The organism is Ruegeria sp. YTSC106, assembly GCF_059609765.1.
Genome location: NZ_JBXWMI010000003.1, coordinates 158,228 through 174,478 on the forward strand (window position 1 = coordinate 158,228; position 16,251 = coordinate 174,478).

At 56.9% G+C, this 16,251-nt stretch carries 16 protein-coding genes; 6 read left to right on the forward strand and 10 right to left on the reverse strand.

The features are described from left to right. Window positions 1-27: 27 nt before the first annotated feature. Window positions 28-2,718, reverse strand: coding sequence for an aconitate hydratase AcnA (gene acnA, locus AC2FEB_RS05165; RefSeq protein ID WP_496671427.1), 2,691 nt, complete (start codon window positions 2,716-2,718; stop codon window positions 28-30). A 225-nt stretch (window positions 2,719-2,943) separates the two neighbouring features. Between acnA and AC2FEB_RS05170 the strand changes: the two genes are divergently transcribed. After that, window positions 2,944-3,645, forward strand: coding sequence for a DUF1223 domain-containing protein (locus tag AC2FEB_RS05170; protein ID WP_496671424.1), 702 nt, complete (start codon window positions 2,944-2,946; stop codon window positions 3,643-3,645). Here AC2FEB_RS05170 and AC2FEB_RS05175 read toward each other — a convergent pair whose 3' ends face one another. From AC2FEB_RS05175 to purB, 4 genes are all read right to left on the reverse strand, one after another. After that, complete coding sequence (locus tag AC2FEB_RS05175; protein ID WP_496671421.1) at window positions 3,646-4,569, reverse strand: lysophospholipid acyltransferase family protein; 924 nt, start codon at window positions 4,567-4,569, stop codon at window positions 3,646-3,648. A 137-nt stretch (window positions 4,570-4,706) separates the two neighbouring features. Beyond that, window positions 4,707-5,780: a flagellar motor switch protein FliG gene (locus AC2FEB_RS05180; protein ID WP_496671645.1), complete on the reverse strand. Its 1,074-nt coding sequence runs from the start codon at window positions 5,778-5,780 to the stop codon at window positions 4,707-4,709. 95 nt (window positions 5,781-5,875) lie between these two features. Next, a complete protein-coding gene (locus tag AC2FEB_RS05185; protein WP_496671418.1) occupies window positions 5,876-6,418 on the reverse strand; it encodes a tetratricopeptide repeat protein in 543 nt (180 codons plus the stop codon). A 373-nt stretch (window positions 6,419-6,791) separates the two neighbouring features. Continuing rightward, window positions 6,792-8,096, reverse strand: coding sequence for an adenylosuccinate lyase (purB, locus tag AC2FEB_RS05190; RefSeq protein WP_496671415.1), 1,305 nt, complete (start codon window positions 8,094-8,096; stop codon window positions 6,792-6,794). A gap of 88 nt (window positions 8,097-8,184) precedes the next feature. On the opposite strand from purB, the gene AC2FEB_RS05195 reads away from it, so the two are divergent. From AC2FEB_RS05195 to AC2FEB_RS05205, 3 genes are all read left to right on the forward strand, one after another. Beyond that, entirely contained in the window at window positions 8,185-8,517 is a 333-nt protein-coding gene (locus AC2FEB_RS05195; RefSeq protein ID WP_117868591.1) for a hypothetical protein, read from the forward strand. A gap of 173 nt (window positions 8,518-8,690) precedes the next feature. After that, window positions 8,691-9,251, forward strand: a complete 561-nt coding sequence (locus AC2FEB_RS05200; protein WP_496671413.1) for a hypothetical protein — start codon at window positions 8,691-8,693, stop codon at window positions 9,249-9,251. Window positions 9,252-9,262: 11 nt separating this feature from the next. After that, window positions 9,263-9,586 carry a hypothetical protein gene (locus AC2FEB_RS05205; protein ID WP_496883895.1) on the forward strand — a complete coding sequence of 108 codons (324 nt, stop codon included), beginning with the start codon at window positions 9,263-9,265 and terminating at the stop codon, window positions 9,584-9,586. Window positions 9,587-9,620: 34 nt separating this feature from the next. Here the strand turns inward: AC2FEB_RS05205 and AC2FEB_RS05210 are convergent, their stop codons facing one another. Further along, window positions 9,621-10,835, reverse strand: a complete 1,215-nt coding sequence (locus AC2FEB_RS05210; protein ID WP_496671408.1) for a bifunctional alpha/beta hydrolase/OsmC family protein — start codon at window positions 10,833-10,835, stop codon at window positions 9,621-9,623. 276 nt (window positions 10,836-11,111) lie between these two features. Here AC2FEB_RS05210 and AC2FEB_RS05215 point away from each other — a divergent pair, with 276 nt between their 5' ends. Further along, entirely contained in the window at window positions 11,112-11,306 is a 195-nt protein-coding gene (locus AC2FEB_RS05215; RefSeq protein WP_496671405.1) for a hypothetical protein, read from the forward strand. Between the two features lie 10 nt (window positions 11,307-11,316). On the opposite strand, the gene dddP is transcribed toward AC2FEB_RS05215, so the two are convergent. Then, window positions 11,317-12,660, reverse strand: a complete 1,344-nt coding sequence (dddP, locus tag AC2FEB_RS05220; protein WP_496671403.1) for a dimethylsulfonioproprionate lyase DddP — start codon at window positions 12,658-12,660, stop codon at window positions 11,317-11,319. 123 nt (window positions 12,661-12,783) lie between these two features. Between dddP and AC2FEB_RS05225 the strand changes: the two genes are divergently transcribed. Continuing rightward, a complete protein-coding gene (locus AC2FEB_RS05225) occupies window positions 12,784-13,527 on the forward strand; it encodes a heme-dependent oxidative N-demethylase family protein (protein ID WP_496671400.1) in 744 nt (247 codons plus the stop codon). A 36-nt stretch (window positions 13,528-13,563) separates the two neighbouring features. Here AC2FEB_RS05225 and AC2FEB_RS05230 read toward each other — a convergent pair whose 3' ends face one another. From AC2FEB_RS05230 to AC2FEB_RS05240, 3 genes are all read right to left on the reverse strand, one after another. Next, entirely contained in the window at window positions 13,564-14,475 is a 912-nt protein-coding gene (locus AC2FEB_RS05230; RefSeq protein WP_496671397.1) for a hypothetical protein, read from the reverse strand. A gap of 197 nt (window positions 14,476-14,672) precedes the next feature. Continuing rightward, a complete protein-coding gene (locus AC2FEB_RS05235) occupies window positions 14,673-15,461 on the reverse strand; it encodes a lytic murein transglycosylase (protein ID WP_117868598.1) in 789 nt (262 codons plus the stop codon). A 66-nt stretch (window positions 15,462-15,527) separates the two neighbouring features. Continuing rightward, window positions 15,528-16,175, reverse strand: a complete 648-nt coding sequence (locus AC2FEB_RS05240) for an MSMEG_1061 family FMN-dependent PPOX-type flavoprotein (protein WP_496671394.1) — start codon at window positions 16,173-16,175, stop codon at window positions 15,528-15,530. Window positions 16,176-16,251: the final 76 nt, after the last annotated feature.

A 16,251-nucleotide genomic window follows, 5' to 3' on the forward strand; every position in this document is an offset into this window, starting at 1 on the left:
GGTTTGAATTGCATGCTTTGCTATCGGTTATGATGCCTTCGCAAGATTGCGCAGGACGTAATGCAATACGCCACCGTTTTCGATGTATTCAATCTCAGGCGCGGTATCGATACGGCATTTCAGGGTGATGGTCTTTTCGGTTCCATCGCTATAAACGATGGTGCAGGGGACTTCCTGTAGCGGCTCGATTGTATCCAGCCCGTGTATCGAAACGATTTCATCCCCCTTCAGCCCAAGGGTTTTGCGGTTGTCGCCTCCTGTGAACTCGAACGGAATGACACCCATACCAACAAGGTTCGAACGGTGGATACGCTCAAAGCTCTCGGCGATTACGGCCTTCACGCCCAGCAGCGCCGTGCCCTTGGCCGCCCAGTCGCGGCTTGAGCCCGCCCCATATTGCTCGCCACCGAATACCACCAACGGGGTGCCATTCGCCTGATAGGCCATCGAGGCGTCGTAGATTGACGTCTGTTCGCCGTCCGGACCCTTGGTGTAACCGCCTTCGACGCCGTCCAGCATCTCGTTCTTGATGCGAATGTTGGCGAATGTGCCGCGCATCATCACCTCGTGGTTGCCGCGGCGTGAACCATATGAATTGAATTCACGCGGCTGAACCTGACGTTCGATCAGGTACTGGCCTGCGGGCGAAGTCGTCGCGAATGACCCAGCAGGTGAGATGTGGTCGGTTGTGACCATGTCGCCCAGAACGGCCAGAACCTTGGCGCCTTCGATGTTGGAAATCGTGCCTGGTTCGGGGCCCATGCCCTGGAAATAGGGCGGGTTCTGGATATAGGTCGATGTCGGCGGCCAGTCATAGGTTTCTGCATCAGTGGTTTCAACCGATTGCCATTTTTCGTCCCCTTTGAAAACGTCGGCGTATTTCGACTGGAACGCTTCGCGTGTGACGGTCCGTTCGACCAATTCCGCGACCTCGTGTTGGGTAGGCCAGAGGTCTTTCATATAGACGTCATTGCCGTCCTTGTCCTGACCGATCGGCTCGGATGTCAGGTCAATATCCATGGTGCCCGCCAGCGCGTACACGACGACCAGAGGCGGCGAAGCCAGATAGTTGGCCCGCACATCGGGCGAGATCCGACCTTCGAAGTTGCGGTTGCCCGACAAGACCGAGGTGGCGACAAGATCGCCCTCCGCAATTGCCTCTGAGATTTCTTTCTGGATTGGCCCCGAGTTGCCAATACACGTGGTGCAGCCATATCCGACGAGGTTGAAGCCGATCTTGTCCAGATCCTCCTGCAGGCCTGCGGCCTCCAGGTAAGCGGACACAACCTGCGAACCTGGTGCCAGCGAGGTTTTGACCCAAGGTTTGCGATCCAGACCCAGCGCGGCTGCCTTGCGCGCCACAAGGCCCGCTCCGATCATCACATAAGGGTTCGAGGTGTTGGTGCAGGAAGTGATCGAGGCGATCACGACCTTACCCGATTCTATGCCATAGTTTTCGCCTTTGACCTCAATCTGTTTGCCCATCGGGCGCTTGAAGGTCTCGGCCATTTCCCTGGTGAAAGCAGCTTTGGCGTCGGTCAGCGCGACATAATCCTGCGGGCGTTTGGGCCCCGAGATCGCCGGAACAATAGTGCCCATATCCAGGGATAGGGTGTCGGTGTAGATCGGCGCGTAGTTCTCGTCACGCCAGAAACCGTTTTCCTTGGCGTAGGCTTCAACCAGAGCGACACGATCTTCGTCGCGCCCTGTGTTGCGCATGTAGCGCAGCGTTTCGCCGTCGATTGGGAAAAAGCCACATGTTGCACCGTATTCCGGTGCCATATTGGCGATGGTCGCGCGGTCGGCCAGCGGTAGACGATCCAGACCTTCGCCGAAGAATTCAACAAACTTGCCGACAACGCCTTTTTCGCGCAACATTTCCACGACTTTCAGAACCAGGTCGGTGCCGGTGGTGCCTTCGACCAGATCGCCGGTCAGTTCAAAGCCCACGACTTCGGGGATCAGCATCGAGATTGGCTGACCCAGCATTGCGGCCTCGGCCTCGATCCCGCCAACACCCCAGCCCAGAACGGCCATGCCGTTGACCATGGTGGTATGGCTGTCAGTGCCAACCAGAGTGTCAGGATAGGCGACTTCGTCGCCGTTCTGGTCAGTATCGGTCCAAACGGTCTGTGCCAGATATTCAAGGTTCACCTGGTGGCAGATACCGGTGCCGGGGGGAACAACACGGAAGTTGTTGAACGCGCCCTGACCCCATTTCAGGAACTGGTACCGTTCCATGTTGCGTTCGTATTCGCGGTCCACATTCATCTGGAACGCACGCGGGTTGCCGAATTCGTCGATCATGACCGAGTGGTCGATGACCAGATCGACCGGGTTCAGCGGGTTGATCTTTTGCGCGTCGCCGCCCAGCGCCTTGATGCCGTCCCGCATCGCGGCCAGATCCACAACGGCTGGAACGCCGGTGAAATCCTGCATCAGTACACGGGCCGGACGATAGGCGATCTCGCGCGGGTTCTTCCCGCCTTTGGCACCCCATTCGGCAAAGGCTTTGATGTCATCGACCGAGACCGAGAACCCGTCATCCTCGAACCGCAACATGTTTTCCAGCACTACCTTGAGTGCGGCAGGCAGTTTGGAGAAATCGCCCAGGCCCGCCTCTTGCGCGGCGGGGATGGAATAATAGGAAATGGATTTACCATTCACGCTCAGACTGCGGCGCGTATTGGCGGTATCCTGTCCGACTTTGATGGGCATCTGTGGCCTCCCTCTCAAATGACTTGGATTTTAGGATTTGCTGAGTGTTATCTGCATCACCAAGGCCCCGTGTTCAAGGTCGAACAGGCGTTGAGGGGTAAATTTGTATACTATTGTACACTTTTTCCCTTGGGGGCGTGTGTCAATGTCTCAAGAAACCTTGATTGGCCGTTGAGCGTCAAAGCAGCTATCCCTGAGACCCAACCGCTCAACCCGAGAGTTCTCATGTTCAGATCCATTGCATTGACCACCGTGTTTTCCTGTTTTGTGACGGCACAGGTCGCGGCCGAGGAAGACCCGGTGGTGGTCGAACTGTTCACGTCTCAGGGGTGTTCATCCTGCCCGCCGGCGGATCGGATCATGCATGATCTGGCCAAGCGGGACGACGTCATAGGGCTGGCTCTGCATGTCGACTACTGGGACTATATTGGCTGGAAGGACGAATATGCAGACCCTGATCATACGCTCCGCCAGCGGGCTTATGCCCGCGAGGGAGGGCGATCGATGATCTACACCCCGCAGATGGTGATCAACGGGCAGCACGATATTGTCGGGGCGCAAGCCCGGGAACTTGATCAATTGATCGAAGCGCATCTGAAAGCAGCACCCGAAGCGTCGGTGACTGCCATTCGCTCAGCCGATGTGGCGACAGTGGATGTCACTCCAGTTGAGTTGCCGAAAGAAGAAACCTACGACGTGCATGTCGTTCAATACTCACCTATGCGGCACGCATCGATCCGTCGTGGAGAACTGGCCGGGCACGAGTTGGACTATGCCAATGTCGTTGAGGCCTGGCAGATTGCAGGGCAATGGGATGGAACTGCACCGCAAACATTCGCGGTTCAGCTTGGTTCAGATTTGCCGGCTGTCATTCTGGTGCAAAGGGCAGGTCATGGGCCGATTGTTGCCGCGACCCGAGTCAAATGATCAGGGCATCTCTTCAGGCTTGATTCCCAATCCATTCCAGTGCTTCCAGCGTCGGTGAATCCAGAACCATTGCCCCATATGCTGCCGTACCATCTTTTCCAGATCGTCGTTGGTGAATTGGGTCATCGTTTTCGGGTCCGTATGTGGCACCGGTTCATGCAGAACGATCTCAAAATCGATGCCGTTGGGCTGCCGTACCGCGTAACACGGAATCAGCTCGGCTTTGTATTTTATCGCCAATTCGGCGTTCAGCACGGATGTCACGGCGGGTTTGCCAAAAAACGTCAGCTCTTCACCGCCCATTGCGTGAAGATCGGATACGATGGCAATGATCCCGCCCTTTTTCAGCGAGCGCACCATTTCGACCATTCCGCGCCGTCCCTGTTCGAACATCGGGGCGCCTGTCTTGTAGAAGGCTTCGACATAAGCGTCGTTGAAATACGGGTTGGCCATCCTCCGATACAGGCAGCCGATGGGCTGACCGCTGTAGGTTTGCAGGGCGATACGCGCGGCAAGGTAGTGACCGAAATGGGCCGTAATCATCATGACCGGACGACCCTCGGCAATAGCTGCGTCAAACGCTGCGATACCTGGCCCTGAAATCTTGGCCTTGCTCTGACGTTCGATAAAGTCTTCCGGAGAAAAATGCTCCATGATCGCACGACCGGCATTGTCCGGCACATCGCGGCAAATCTGCCTGACTTCGGCTTCAGGCAAGTCTGGGCACGTCAGCTTCAGATTTCGACGGACACGTTTGCGAAACCCGACAACAGGTGCCAGAAACCGCACGATGGCGCCCATTGTTGCAATACGCCGTTCGTAGGAAATCATGCGCATAACGCCGATGACCCCCTGTAGAAACAGATTGGCGACATAGTATTTCCCAAGCTCAAACCGGCTGAGCTCCGACTTTTCAACGGGCATGGAGGTGTCTCACCGCGTGTTGCGAATTGCTGAGACAGACATACAGCCCGATGCCTGCAAGCTCAAGCGCCCAGACGGGCAGAATGCCTGAACCTGCATCAGGTGATCGGACAGCGCAAAACTCCTAGTTTCACATATCAGGCCGTATCTTCCTCATCATCTTTTTCGATCAGAGTAATTGAACCGGCGTCGACCAGAGTGCGAATGGCGGCAACGACCTGTGTCATGGTGTCTTCGGCCTCTGTTTGCTTGACACGACCACGTTCGGCCATTTCCTCGCGCAGATTGTCGGCCATGCGGGACGAAATGTTTGACAGAATGAATTCAACAGAAGCCTTGTCATCATCAGCGGCGGCACCCGCCAGCGCCGTGACAAGAACCGGCTGTTCCACTTCGCGCAGGATGGCGGGAACATCGCGGGCAGCAATGCGGCTTGAGATATGGGCAAAGGTGAAGATCGACTGGCGCACCAAATCCGCGAAATCGGCGTCGTCCTCGTCAAGTGCGTTCAACAAGTCGTCTCGTGTAGCGGCCGGCGACTGATTCAGGATCGCGCCGACCCTCGCGCCGGGACCATTGTCGAAAGCCTGAGCAGGCTGCTGATCCAGTTGCGCGGCCAGCGACCAGCCAATGCGCTCAACCGCTTCGGGGGTGACATTTGTTGTTTTCGAGATGGCATAGGTAATTCGTCGCGCAACCGGGCCCGGCATGCGGCCCAGCATCTGTGCCGCCTGTGCGGTATCCATTTTTGAAAGCATGACAGCCGCCACTTCGGTGCTTTCCGCCTGAGCCATGGCTGCCAGATCCTCAATGGGTACGTCACGCAAGCGTTGCCATGGATCGCCGATCTGGCGCACCCCGGCGAGCTTGCGCAGGCGCGCGGCAGTCGATGGTGCGATCTTTCCGTTCACCGCGTCCAATGCACCTGCAAGCCCATGTGGAAATGCCAGCCCGATGTTGTCCAGAGCATCGCTGAATTCCTGGGCCACTGCGCCCAGAGTTGCGCGATCCACAAGGCCCATTTGCCCAAGCTGATGGGTCAACGTCTCTTGCAGGTCGTCGGGCAATTCCTCAAGTGGAATATCGGCGCCTTCGTTCAACAGAAGGCGCACGACAACGGCCGCTTTTTGCCGGCCGGTCAGTGTTCGCGGAACAATTTTCGGCGCGCCGTCATCCCCCGCAGCAAGAGGGGCTGACCCCCCATTTGCCATTTGTATCAATGCGTTTGTGTCCTGCATCTGCCCGTAGTGCCAAAAATTCCGAACAACGGGCAGATTAGGAGAGTCGGGTTAAATAACCCTGAAGCTCAGTAGTTGTAGGTCAACCCTGTCCGGATGGCGTCGCGCAGGGACGCCTCGGCCCACGTTCCTTCGCCGCCACGGGCTTTGATCTCACGCCATTGCTCGATTGCCAGATCGGTTTTGCCTTCGGCTACAAAGCCTTGCGCCATGTAGCTGCGCGCCAGAAGATTGTCGGGATTGGCATTGATGGCATTCTGATAAAAGACGTTCGCCAGCTCCAACTCGCCCATCTTGCGGTAGGTAAAGCCCCAATAGGTCAGCACGCGGTCATTGTCCTGATCCATGATCCGCAGGATATCCTGAGCGTGCCCATACTGCCCGTCATAGGCCAATTCGCGGACGGCATCGTATAGCTGATCATCCGATAGATTGGTTTTGTTGGGTTTGACGCACCGACCTCTGGATTCGTCGTAGACCCGACCGAACAAACACTTCTTGGTCGTATTCGTCGGTTTCGGCGGGCTGCTGCTGTCGCCGCCTGCGGCATGGACCACAGGGGCAAAGGCGAAGGCTTGCAAAGCAAGGGCTGAAGCTAACAAAAGGCGCATAATCCTACTCCGTTCTCGGGGCTGCTCTCAAAATCATAGTGCGATCTACAAAAAAGCTAACAGTTGAACGGTTGCTTTTATTCACAAGTCGGACAGAAATTCGTCAGCTGTTGACCGATTTCGTGCAGCTTTGCGTTTCAGTGTCCCAGGTTGTGCCCGGTGCGCAGGATTGCGTCTGTTTGGAATGCGCGCTGCAAGCAAGGCCGGCAGATGCCACGCAAATAAGTGCAAGTGAGCAAAGAACGGTACGGATCATGGTGCCTCTCCCCAAAAGATCGTCCACAGAATAGCCGATTTCGGGCGGTCTGGCAAAAACAAGGCCCGGCCTGCGCATTACAGACCGGGCCGTGCGAAGGGGGCGTCGACACGTACCTTATTCGCCGAATACCCGGGCGAAGATCGTATCCACGTGCTTGGTGTGATAGCCGAGGTCGAATTTCTCTTCGATTTCTTCGGGGCTGAGCGCGGCAGTCACATCGGCGTCCGCCAGCAGTTCCTCTTTGAAATCGGTGCGGTGTTCCCAAACCTTTAGCGCGTTGCGCTGGACCATGGCATAGGCATCCTCACGGCTGACCCCTGCTTGGGTCAAGGCCAGCAGAACCCGCTGGCTCATGACAAGGCCGGGGAATTTGTTCATGTTTTCCAGCATGTTTTCGGGGAAGATCAGCATCTTGTCGATCACACCAGTCAGGCGGGCCAGCGCAAAATCCAGAGTGATCGTGGCATCCGGCCCGATCATGCGTTCGACCGACGAGTGCGAGATATCGCGTTCGTGCCACAGGGCCACATTCTCCATTGCCGGGATCACAGCTGCGCGCACCATGCGCGCCAGCCCGGTCAGGTTCTCGGTTAGCACGGGGTTTTTCTTGTGCGGCATGGCCGAGGAGCCTTTTTGCCCCATCGAGAAGAATTCTGCGCCCTCTAATACCTCTGTCCGCTGCATGTGGCGGATTTCGATAGCGATGTTTTCGATACTGCTGGCGATGACGCCAAGCGTCGCAAAGAACGCCGCGTGCCGGTCGCGCGGAATCACCTGGGTGCTGATCGGTTCGGGCACAAGACCCAGTTTGTCACAGACATGTTCCTCGACTGCGGGATCGATATTGGCGAAGGTGCCGACGGCGCCGCTGATCGCGCCAGTTGCGATTTCCGAACGGGCATCGCGCATGCGGGACAGGTTGCGGTCCATCTCGGCATAGAACCGGGCAAAGGTCAGGCCCATTGTTGTGGGCTCTGCGTGGATACCGTGGCTGCGACCGATGCGTACCGTGTCCTTGTGTTCAATCGCGCGGCGCTTGAGCGCTGCCAGAAGCCCTTCAAGATCGGCGATCAGGAGGTCGGCCGCGCGCGTCAGCTGGACGTTGAAGCACGTGTCCAGCACGTCCGAGCTGGTCATGCCCTGGTGCACAAACCGGGCCTCTTCACTGCCAACATGTTCAGCGAGATGGGTCAGGAAGGCGATGACGTCATGTTTGGTGACGGCTTCGATCTCGTCGATGCGGGCGACGTCGAATTCCACATCCTTGGCCTTCCAAACGGCTTCTGCATTCTCACGCGGGATCACGCCCAGATCGGCCATGGCATCGCAGGCGTGGGCCTCGATTTCGAACCAGATGCGAAACTTGGTTTCGGGCGACCAGATGGCAACCATGTCAGGGCGGGAATAACGGGGAATCATTGGCGGCAGCACCTTTTTGTGATTGGGATGAGGCGTTGGCGCGGGGTTTAGCCGCCTGTGCGCAAGGGAACAAGATGTGAGAGCAGGTATGAGACGGTTTGCCCTGTTTTTCGCCCTTTGGCCGGGTGTTTTGGTCGCCGGAGACTTCCAGAAACTGTCCGGAGAGGAAATCCTGACGACCTTGGCGGGCAAGAAGCTGGAATACGGCGCGGGTGTTTGGCAGGTTTTTGAAGCCAGCATGACCACGCAGTATTTCTCGGGCGGGCCCAGTGTCGGGCGCTGGGCGGTGAGAGGGGATCAATACTGCTCGACATGGCCACCTGCCGATTTGTGGGCTTGCTACGACGTCTGGCGAAATGGGGAAGCGATCCGTTTCGTTGATGATGCGGGCGGCCAGACCGTCGGGGTCTATGCGAAATAGATATCATGCGTTTGTCTGCAAGTTGGGGTGCGATGCTTGCAAAAGTCAGACAACATGTGTGGGGAACGGCAATACCAGAACGTGGTTTTCTTGGGTCTTTGCAACGCAGTGCTGGACAAGTCGCTCTTTCAGGGGCCAAGCTGAAGGCGAAGAAATTATCAGGTTATTGAGATATGCGTTTTTTATCATCTCCAATTCTTGCCGCTTGCGCCGCTGTCTGGCTGGGTGGGGCAGGATCAGTATTGGCCGACACTCCGGTGACATATACCGATGATGGTCGCGCGCTGTTTCGGTTCGACGTGCCCGATTTCTGGGTGCTGCGCACAGGCGGCCCGCGAGAGATCGAAGACACCGGGTTGGATGATCCGCGTGCGGTGGCACGGGTTATGGGGCTGCGTCCAGTAACGGACGATATGGTCTGGATGGGCTTTGTTTCGCCTGCCGGAGTTGCAACCATCCAGGATGGTGTCCGGTACTTGCAGGATATCGACAAGTTTCTGGTTAAAGACCCGACCATCACCAGCACCAGCGACACCCGCATCGGCGGGTTGCCCGCCCGGGTCTATCGCGGGACCGGGCGCAGGGATGGCAAGGGAGTGAGCTTTACGGCCACCATCATTGACTTGCCGCGCAACCGCGTCGCCATAGCCGTTGCTATTTTGCGAGACGGGGCAAACCCGGATTATGCAGACGATCTGAATGCCGTATTCGCGTCGTTCCAGTCGCTTCAGTGAGGGGGGGTAAGATGAGCTTTAGACTGATCAAACGGATTTCCCTCGCATTGGGGCTGGGGGCTGCGACTTTGTCGCTGTCGGCCTGTGACGGTGTAACAGTTGGCGTCGGATACGGGTATGACCCGTTCTATGACTCGATGCTGTGGAACGATTACTACCGCCGTGACATCAATGTGGATATCAATCCACCGGACCGGCCAAATCGTCCAGACCGACCAACGCGCCCGGATCGTCCGAAACCACCGGTTGCCAAACCGCCTGCGCGGCCAAGGCCCCCAACGGCACGGCCACCTGCCGCGCGTCCGCCGATACATCGGCCATCGCCACGCCGCTGATGGCATGAGGGCCGCCAATCTGGCGGCCTTCCATTCAAGGAAGAAGTTCGGTTGTTATATGTGCCGAGCCTTCGAGTGTCCGGTGAACCGGACATTTGTCTGCGATCTCTAACAAGCGCTGTTTTTGTTCCTGATCAAGCGGGCCACTCAGGCGGATCTTGCGGCGGAACTGATCCACTTTGCCCTCATTTGCCAAACCGGCATCCTGAGCATGAACTTTGTCATGGCAAACATCGACGCTGACACTGGTCAGTGGCCAGTGTTTGCGTCGCGCATACATTCTTATCGTCATGGACGTACAGGCGCCGAGACCGGATGAGACAAAGCCATAGGGCGACATGCCCTTATCCGTGCCGCCATAAGACACCGGTTCATCTGCAACTGCATGATGGTGCGGACCTGCCTGAATATCCTGCATGAAGCCATTCGGATCCGCCTCTGTCACGCGAACGACACCTTCCGGCGCCCCAGGAGGTGGCGCAGGTGGGCAAAGTTTCAGATAGCGCGAGACCCAAGCCGAGATGACATCCGCGGCATATTCAGCGTCAGAGGCCCGTGTGATCAGGTGATCGGCATCGTCGAGGGTGACGAAGCTTTTTGGGTGCTTTGCCGCCAGAAAGATGGTGCTTGCGTTGTCGATGCTGACCGTTTCGTCCCGAGGGGCGTGCAGGATCAGCAGAGCGGCCTTGAGATCAGCGATCGAGGCAGACAGGGCCGATCCCGCAATGTCGTCCACAAACGCTTTACCAATTCGAAACGGGCGTCCGCCCAAGGTAACCTCGGCGCTGCCGTCCTGTTCGATCTGGGGCAGGGCATCCTCAAAATGATGGGACACATGAGAGGGATCGGCCGGTGCGCCCAAGGTGACTATGGCCTTAACCGTCGGAATTCCGGCACGCGCCCGCAAAACCGCTGCGCCGCCAAGCGAGTGACCGATCAACAGGGCAGGGGCCATGTTTCGTCCGGCCAGATATTGCGCGGCCGAGATCAGATCCTCGACATTCGAAGTGAAGGTGGTGTTGGCGAACTCTCCTTCGGAGTGACCCAGGCCGGTAAAGTCGAACCGAAGCACTGCAATTCCCATGGCCGCCAGACGGGCCGAAATGCGCCGGGCCGCAGGTATGTCCTTGGAGCAGGTGAAGCAATGGGCAAACAGGGCCGTCGCAAGGACCGGACCATCCGGCAAATCCAGCCGCGCGGCCAATTGGCTGCCGTCATGTCCGGCAAAAGTGATGCGTTCCGTGGGCATGTCGGCTCCTTGAGCGGTTCCGGGAAACATCCCCAATACTGTGTTCAAGGCCGCCGGGTCACAACCCTTATGTCAAACGCGTCACGTGAAGGTGAGAACGAAGCGAGCGCTTTGCGATCTGACAGATGCCTGAGGTGAGTGGCAGAAGCGGTCGTAACTCTGGGGTAGGTTGGATGGACATCAAAAATTGTGATGTTTTATTCAACAAACATTGGTTTCACTTATGGCATTGCCAGGCCCATCTACTCACCACAGCAATTGATAAAGGAGACACAGATGACACATGCAGACGCCGCCGCACACCTTCCCAAGATACTTCCAGTTACAGTTCTGGCGATTGTTCTGGCTGGCCTTTTGGGCTTCGCCGTCGGGCAGTCCCGGCCCGTTGTCTTCAGCGGGCCTCAGGATCAGTTAAGTCCAACTGTCGAAGACTGGCACGGCAACGTTCGCCGGTCGCATTGGTCAGAATGAGGCTTTGGCCTCAATCGAATCCCATCAATCGGGCATCGAAGGGGTATTTCGTCAGGTTTTCATATCCGTCTTCGGTTATGAGAACCTGGTCCTCCAATTTGATACTGAAATCGCCGCCGACTTCGCCCACGCAGGCCTCGACACACAAGACCATTCCAGGTTCCAGCGGATAATCGTAAGCCCCCTCAACCGCCTTGTCCGGATAAGCAACCAGCGGCCATTCATCGCAAAGGCCGACGCCGTGCATCAGGCAGCCATATTTCTGCGCCTGAAACTTTTCGTCCAGCCTGTGGGAATTTGCAGTCAGTTCAGGGATCATCACGCCGGGTTTGAGCATTTCCATATTGGTCATGATGTGCTCATGCGCGTGTTGCATGGCGTAGATCATGTCTTCGCGCGGCTTCTGATCGCCAATCCACCAACTGCGGGAAATGTCGACGCAAATCCCATAAGATCCAATAAGGTCGGTGTCGAACGAGATGATCTCGTTCTGCTGGGTGATGCGCGGGCCGCATTCCTGAAACCAAGGGTTGGTCCGCTGACCCGAAGCCAGCAGGCGGGTTTCGATCCACTCTCCACCACGCTTGATGTTTTCGGCGTGAAGAACAGCCCAGATATCATCTTCTGAGGTCTTGCCATCGCCAACATTGGCACGGGCAAAATTTTCCATTTCAGCAACGGCAGTTTCGCAGGCATGGCTGGCGCAGCGCATGGCGAGGATTTCGTCGGGCCCTTTGACGGCGCGGGTCTTTTCGGTCAGCTCTTCGCCTTCCATTATGTCGAACCCCTGCGCCTCAAGCGCGCGCAATCCGTGCAGCATGATTTTGTCGACAGCTAGACGCTTGTTGCCGCCGCTGTGTTCTTCGACCAGCACGCGTACCTCGTTCGAGAATACATCCGCGGCCACGTCAACCTTGTCGCCCCGGTCAAAGTAAAACAGGTCAGCGCCAGAGCGCTGCTCGCGTACAAGTGGGTTGAAGGTGCTGAGGAAGGGTGAGTTCTTGTAATCCCAGATCACCATATAGCCATCTGCACACAGCAGGACCGCCCGAAACGGATTGTGGGTGTTCCACAGCTGCATGTTCGTGCTGTCGGTGGCATAGCGGATATTCAGCGGGTCAAAAATCAGCAAGCCACCAAAGCCGCGGTCCACGATGGCCTGCGTCAGCCGCTTCCAGCGGTGTTCCCGCATCCGTGCCAGATTGGGAAGCTCCAGCCCCGCAGCAGCCCATTCGTCAAACGTAAGTTGCGTCGGCCCAATCTCGATCCTGTCATTTTCGTTTGGCGTACCATCGCCCAACGTCGCGCCTTGGCTGGGGTCAATCTTGCGCGTGTCTCGGTAGTGCTGGTTCATGGCTGGCCTCGTTGCTTGATCCAACTACAATTCATCTGCCGGAAACAATCGTCTGAGAAAAATGCGACGGCGAGGTTGTCGTTTTCGACCGACAAGAAAAGCTGCGCGTGCTAAGCCACTGGTATGAAGCGTATTCTACAAAACAAAATCCCATATGATGTCGGCAACCCACGCGCTTTGCCGGGTATTCAACCTGCAACCATGGAAAGCTGGCTGCATCAGGATGAGGCCTTTGCCGACCAGATGCAGCGCCGCGAGGAAGTGTTGGCTGAGCGGCGTGACGACGTTCTCGCGCTCGATCCTCAGGCCAAGCCTGCTGCCGTGGAATTACTGGATCTGGTGCTGATGCAGATCTATCCCACGGCCGGTGCAGAGGTCGTACGACCGGACGGTGTATCAGTCGCGATCGACCGGGATCGTCCGCTTGATACGCTGTGCAGGCTGGTACAGGAGGATTTTTGCATCCTGCAGAAACGGGCAGATGAACATGTACTGACGGGTGCCATACTGTGTTTTCCCGCCAGTTGGCGTTTGTCTGAGAAATTCATGCGACCGCTGATTGATATCCACGTGCCCGTGGAAAGCTATGATGCCAATCTCGCGAAGCGGGTGCAGAGGCTGTTTGACGGTATTCAACCCGGCCGCCCGCTTTGGCGCTTCAATGCCCTGTGGTACGAAGACCCGGAGCTTTTCCAGCCTCGCAGTGCCAGTGAGCCGCGCGAAATACGGGACCCGCGTCAGGCGTCTTATCTGCGAAGCGAGCGGCAGACGTTATTGCGTTTGCCGAAAACCAACGCGATCGTGTTTTCCATCCACACATACGTTCTGGCCGCAAACGCGATCCCGGAAACGGAAAACCCCGCCTGATGGCGGGGCCTCCTAGGAGGGTCTTCGGTAATTCTTTTACATGCCCAAGGCGCCAGCTACATCTGCTAACGCGTTACTAGCATTCAGCGCGAAAATGGCGAAAGTGAACACAAGCACCTGCGTGTTGAGGCGGAAATCCTCGCCCCGGATCAGGTTGACTGCGGCCATCGATACGGCAATCGGTGCCGAAACGCTGGCCAATACTCCGGTCATGCACCAGCTGCTGAGACGGAGGATGTCGCTTGGCCTGTCATCTTCCTCGGTGATGGCAGCGCCGGGTTCATTCTGGCCTGGCAGGTCGGCTTCGTCGCTTCGAAAAGCGATGCTGAGCAATTGTTCATCCGTCAGTTGAATCGGACGCGCGGCAGGAGCAAGAGGGGCGTTGATCGCGTCATCCTGTTCCGTCTGTTTCACCCCGGCGAACTGTCCGGTCAGTGACTGAAAGATTTGCTTGCGGTCCCGCGTTGCCCTGCTTGGTGTCAGCGTGTCAAAGGCGCTCATGAAATGCTCAACGGTAAGAACCGTGTGCGGTGATAACCATTCGACCCGCCGGGTCGAACAGATATCGACCATACGATACAGTGTAACCACCAGCATCAGTTCGGATATCTCGGCGTCATCCAAAAGTGGCGAGACTGGCGTGATCGTTAGTACCAATCTGTTTTGCGGATGCGACACGCGGGGCCTTGCCATGGTTTTCAACCCCGCGGCGCGATCCATGCGCTCGTAACGGTCTTGCTGTTCGGAGGCGCCGGTATCCAGAGTCATACGTACAAGATACTGGCTCGAGACGATGCTGGCCTCGGTTGCGCTGAGCAGGGTCTTGCGTTCGACCAGATGACCGTAGTCTTCCAGCGTCGTGGCAACGATAGATCCAAAGCGCTCTATCGCGCCGGTTGCGTCGCCGTCAAATTGCAGGCCACCATGGTAGCTGTGCTTCCGAGCCACTGCCCCGTCCTTTATTACGTTCTGTTAGCTAGAGGCTAGCACCTCTTCTTGGAGAGAATTGGGCGAAAAATGCAAAAAAGTGAAATTTCCCGGCGATTGGTTACGCTTTGGAAACCAAGCAACTAAAGGCTTTTGTTTGTCACTGTGGCGGAAATGTGGCGAAATCGGGCGCAGCACGTGTTGCCGGTGCGGCGGGGCTATTTGTCGATTCGGGCGCCCATGATTGCGATGGATTGCTGATAGACAGAGGCTGCATTCCACTGCTGCAAGACGCGATAATTTGGTTCTCCGGGTTGATAGCCGCGCCCTGGCTTCCACCCTTTCTTTCGAAGAAAATTAGCGGTTGAGGCCAGTGCATCCGTCATGTTGTAGAAATCCACGCGCCGGTCCCCGGTGGCATCGACACCATAGGTCAGGGCGTTGCCTGGCAGGAATTGTGTGTGGCCCAGCTCGCCATGTTTTGCCCCTTTTGTCGCCATCGTAATGCTGCCCATGTCGACCAGTTTCAGTGCCCCAATTGCGTGGGGAATGAAGAACTCGGATCTGCGACAATCATAGGCCAGTGTTGTGATTGCGGAAACAACCTGACTGTCGCCCATGAAATTGCCAAAGCCGGTTTCCATGCCGTGAATGGCGATCAGAACGCCGGCAGGTACACCGTATTGCCGCTCAAAGGCTGCATAGTAGTTCGGATTGGCGGCTTTGCGTTTGCGGCCCTGTGCGACAATTGTATCGGCCCCTCGAACTCGCATGAATTTGTCCAGCGAGTATTTAAAGCTCTTCTGATTGCGATCCGCAGCAATCGTCCGCGAAGCATACTGTGTCTGAGACAGCGCTTGCAGCCCCTTCTTTTTTACCCCCGCCTTGCGTGCCTGTTTGGCAAAATCTGCCTTCCAAGCCTCGAACCCTGCGCTGGTGTTCCCGCAGGGTGCGGCCAGAACCGGGGAGGTCAGGGAAAGGGCAAGAATGGTGGCTAGGCGAAACATGGGCGTAATCCGATGAAACTGAAATCTGCGGTTAGCCTAGCGTGGGCTGCGTCTCGGGCAAAGCGGTTAGTAAAGGTCCAACTCGCCCTTTTCCCTTAACGTTTCGAACCATTTCTCAGGGGTGGCCTTGATGTGGGCGTGTTTCACCATCATTGCATTCATGTTTGGCAGGTTGGTCGAGTCCGGCCAGTCTTCGGGCTGCCACAGGTGCGAGCGGATCACACATTTCGGACAGTGTGCGAATGCAGTCTCGACATGAATGAGCAGGGCAAGTTTGGGTGGGTGTTCGTCAACGGCCATACTATCCAGCAACTGGGGGGCGGTACAAATGCGGGCTGTGCCGCGAATGCGGAGCGTCTCCATCTTGCCTGGAACAAAGAAGATTACACTGACGCGCGGGTCCTTCAGAACATTGTGGAACGTATCCACGCGTTTGTTGCCTGGTCGATCGGGGATCGCGATCAGCGTATCGGACAGCACCTGAACAAAGCCGGGCGGGTCGCCACGGGGGGAAACATCAAGGTGCCCGTCCGGGTTGGCCGATGCGATCAGGCAAAACGGTGAGATCGCGATGAAATCGCGGCACATCTGATCGAGTGAGGACAACTCCTTGGCAACGATCTGTGGCAGCGGATGGCCAGAGATCCGTCTCAGTTCCTGTTCGGATGTCACAAGGTTTGAGAATTTCGAGAAAGGTGAAGTATCGCGAGGCATGCTGTTGTCTCCGATCGGGAGTTTTCTCACCAGTTTGTTGGAACAAAGGCGGTGCGTCAAATCTTGTGGGCGGAAA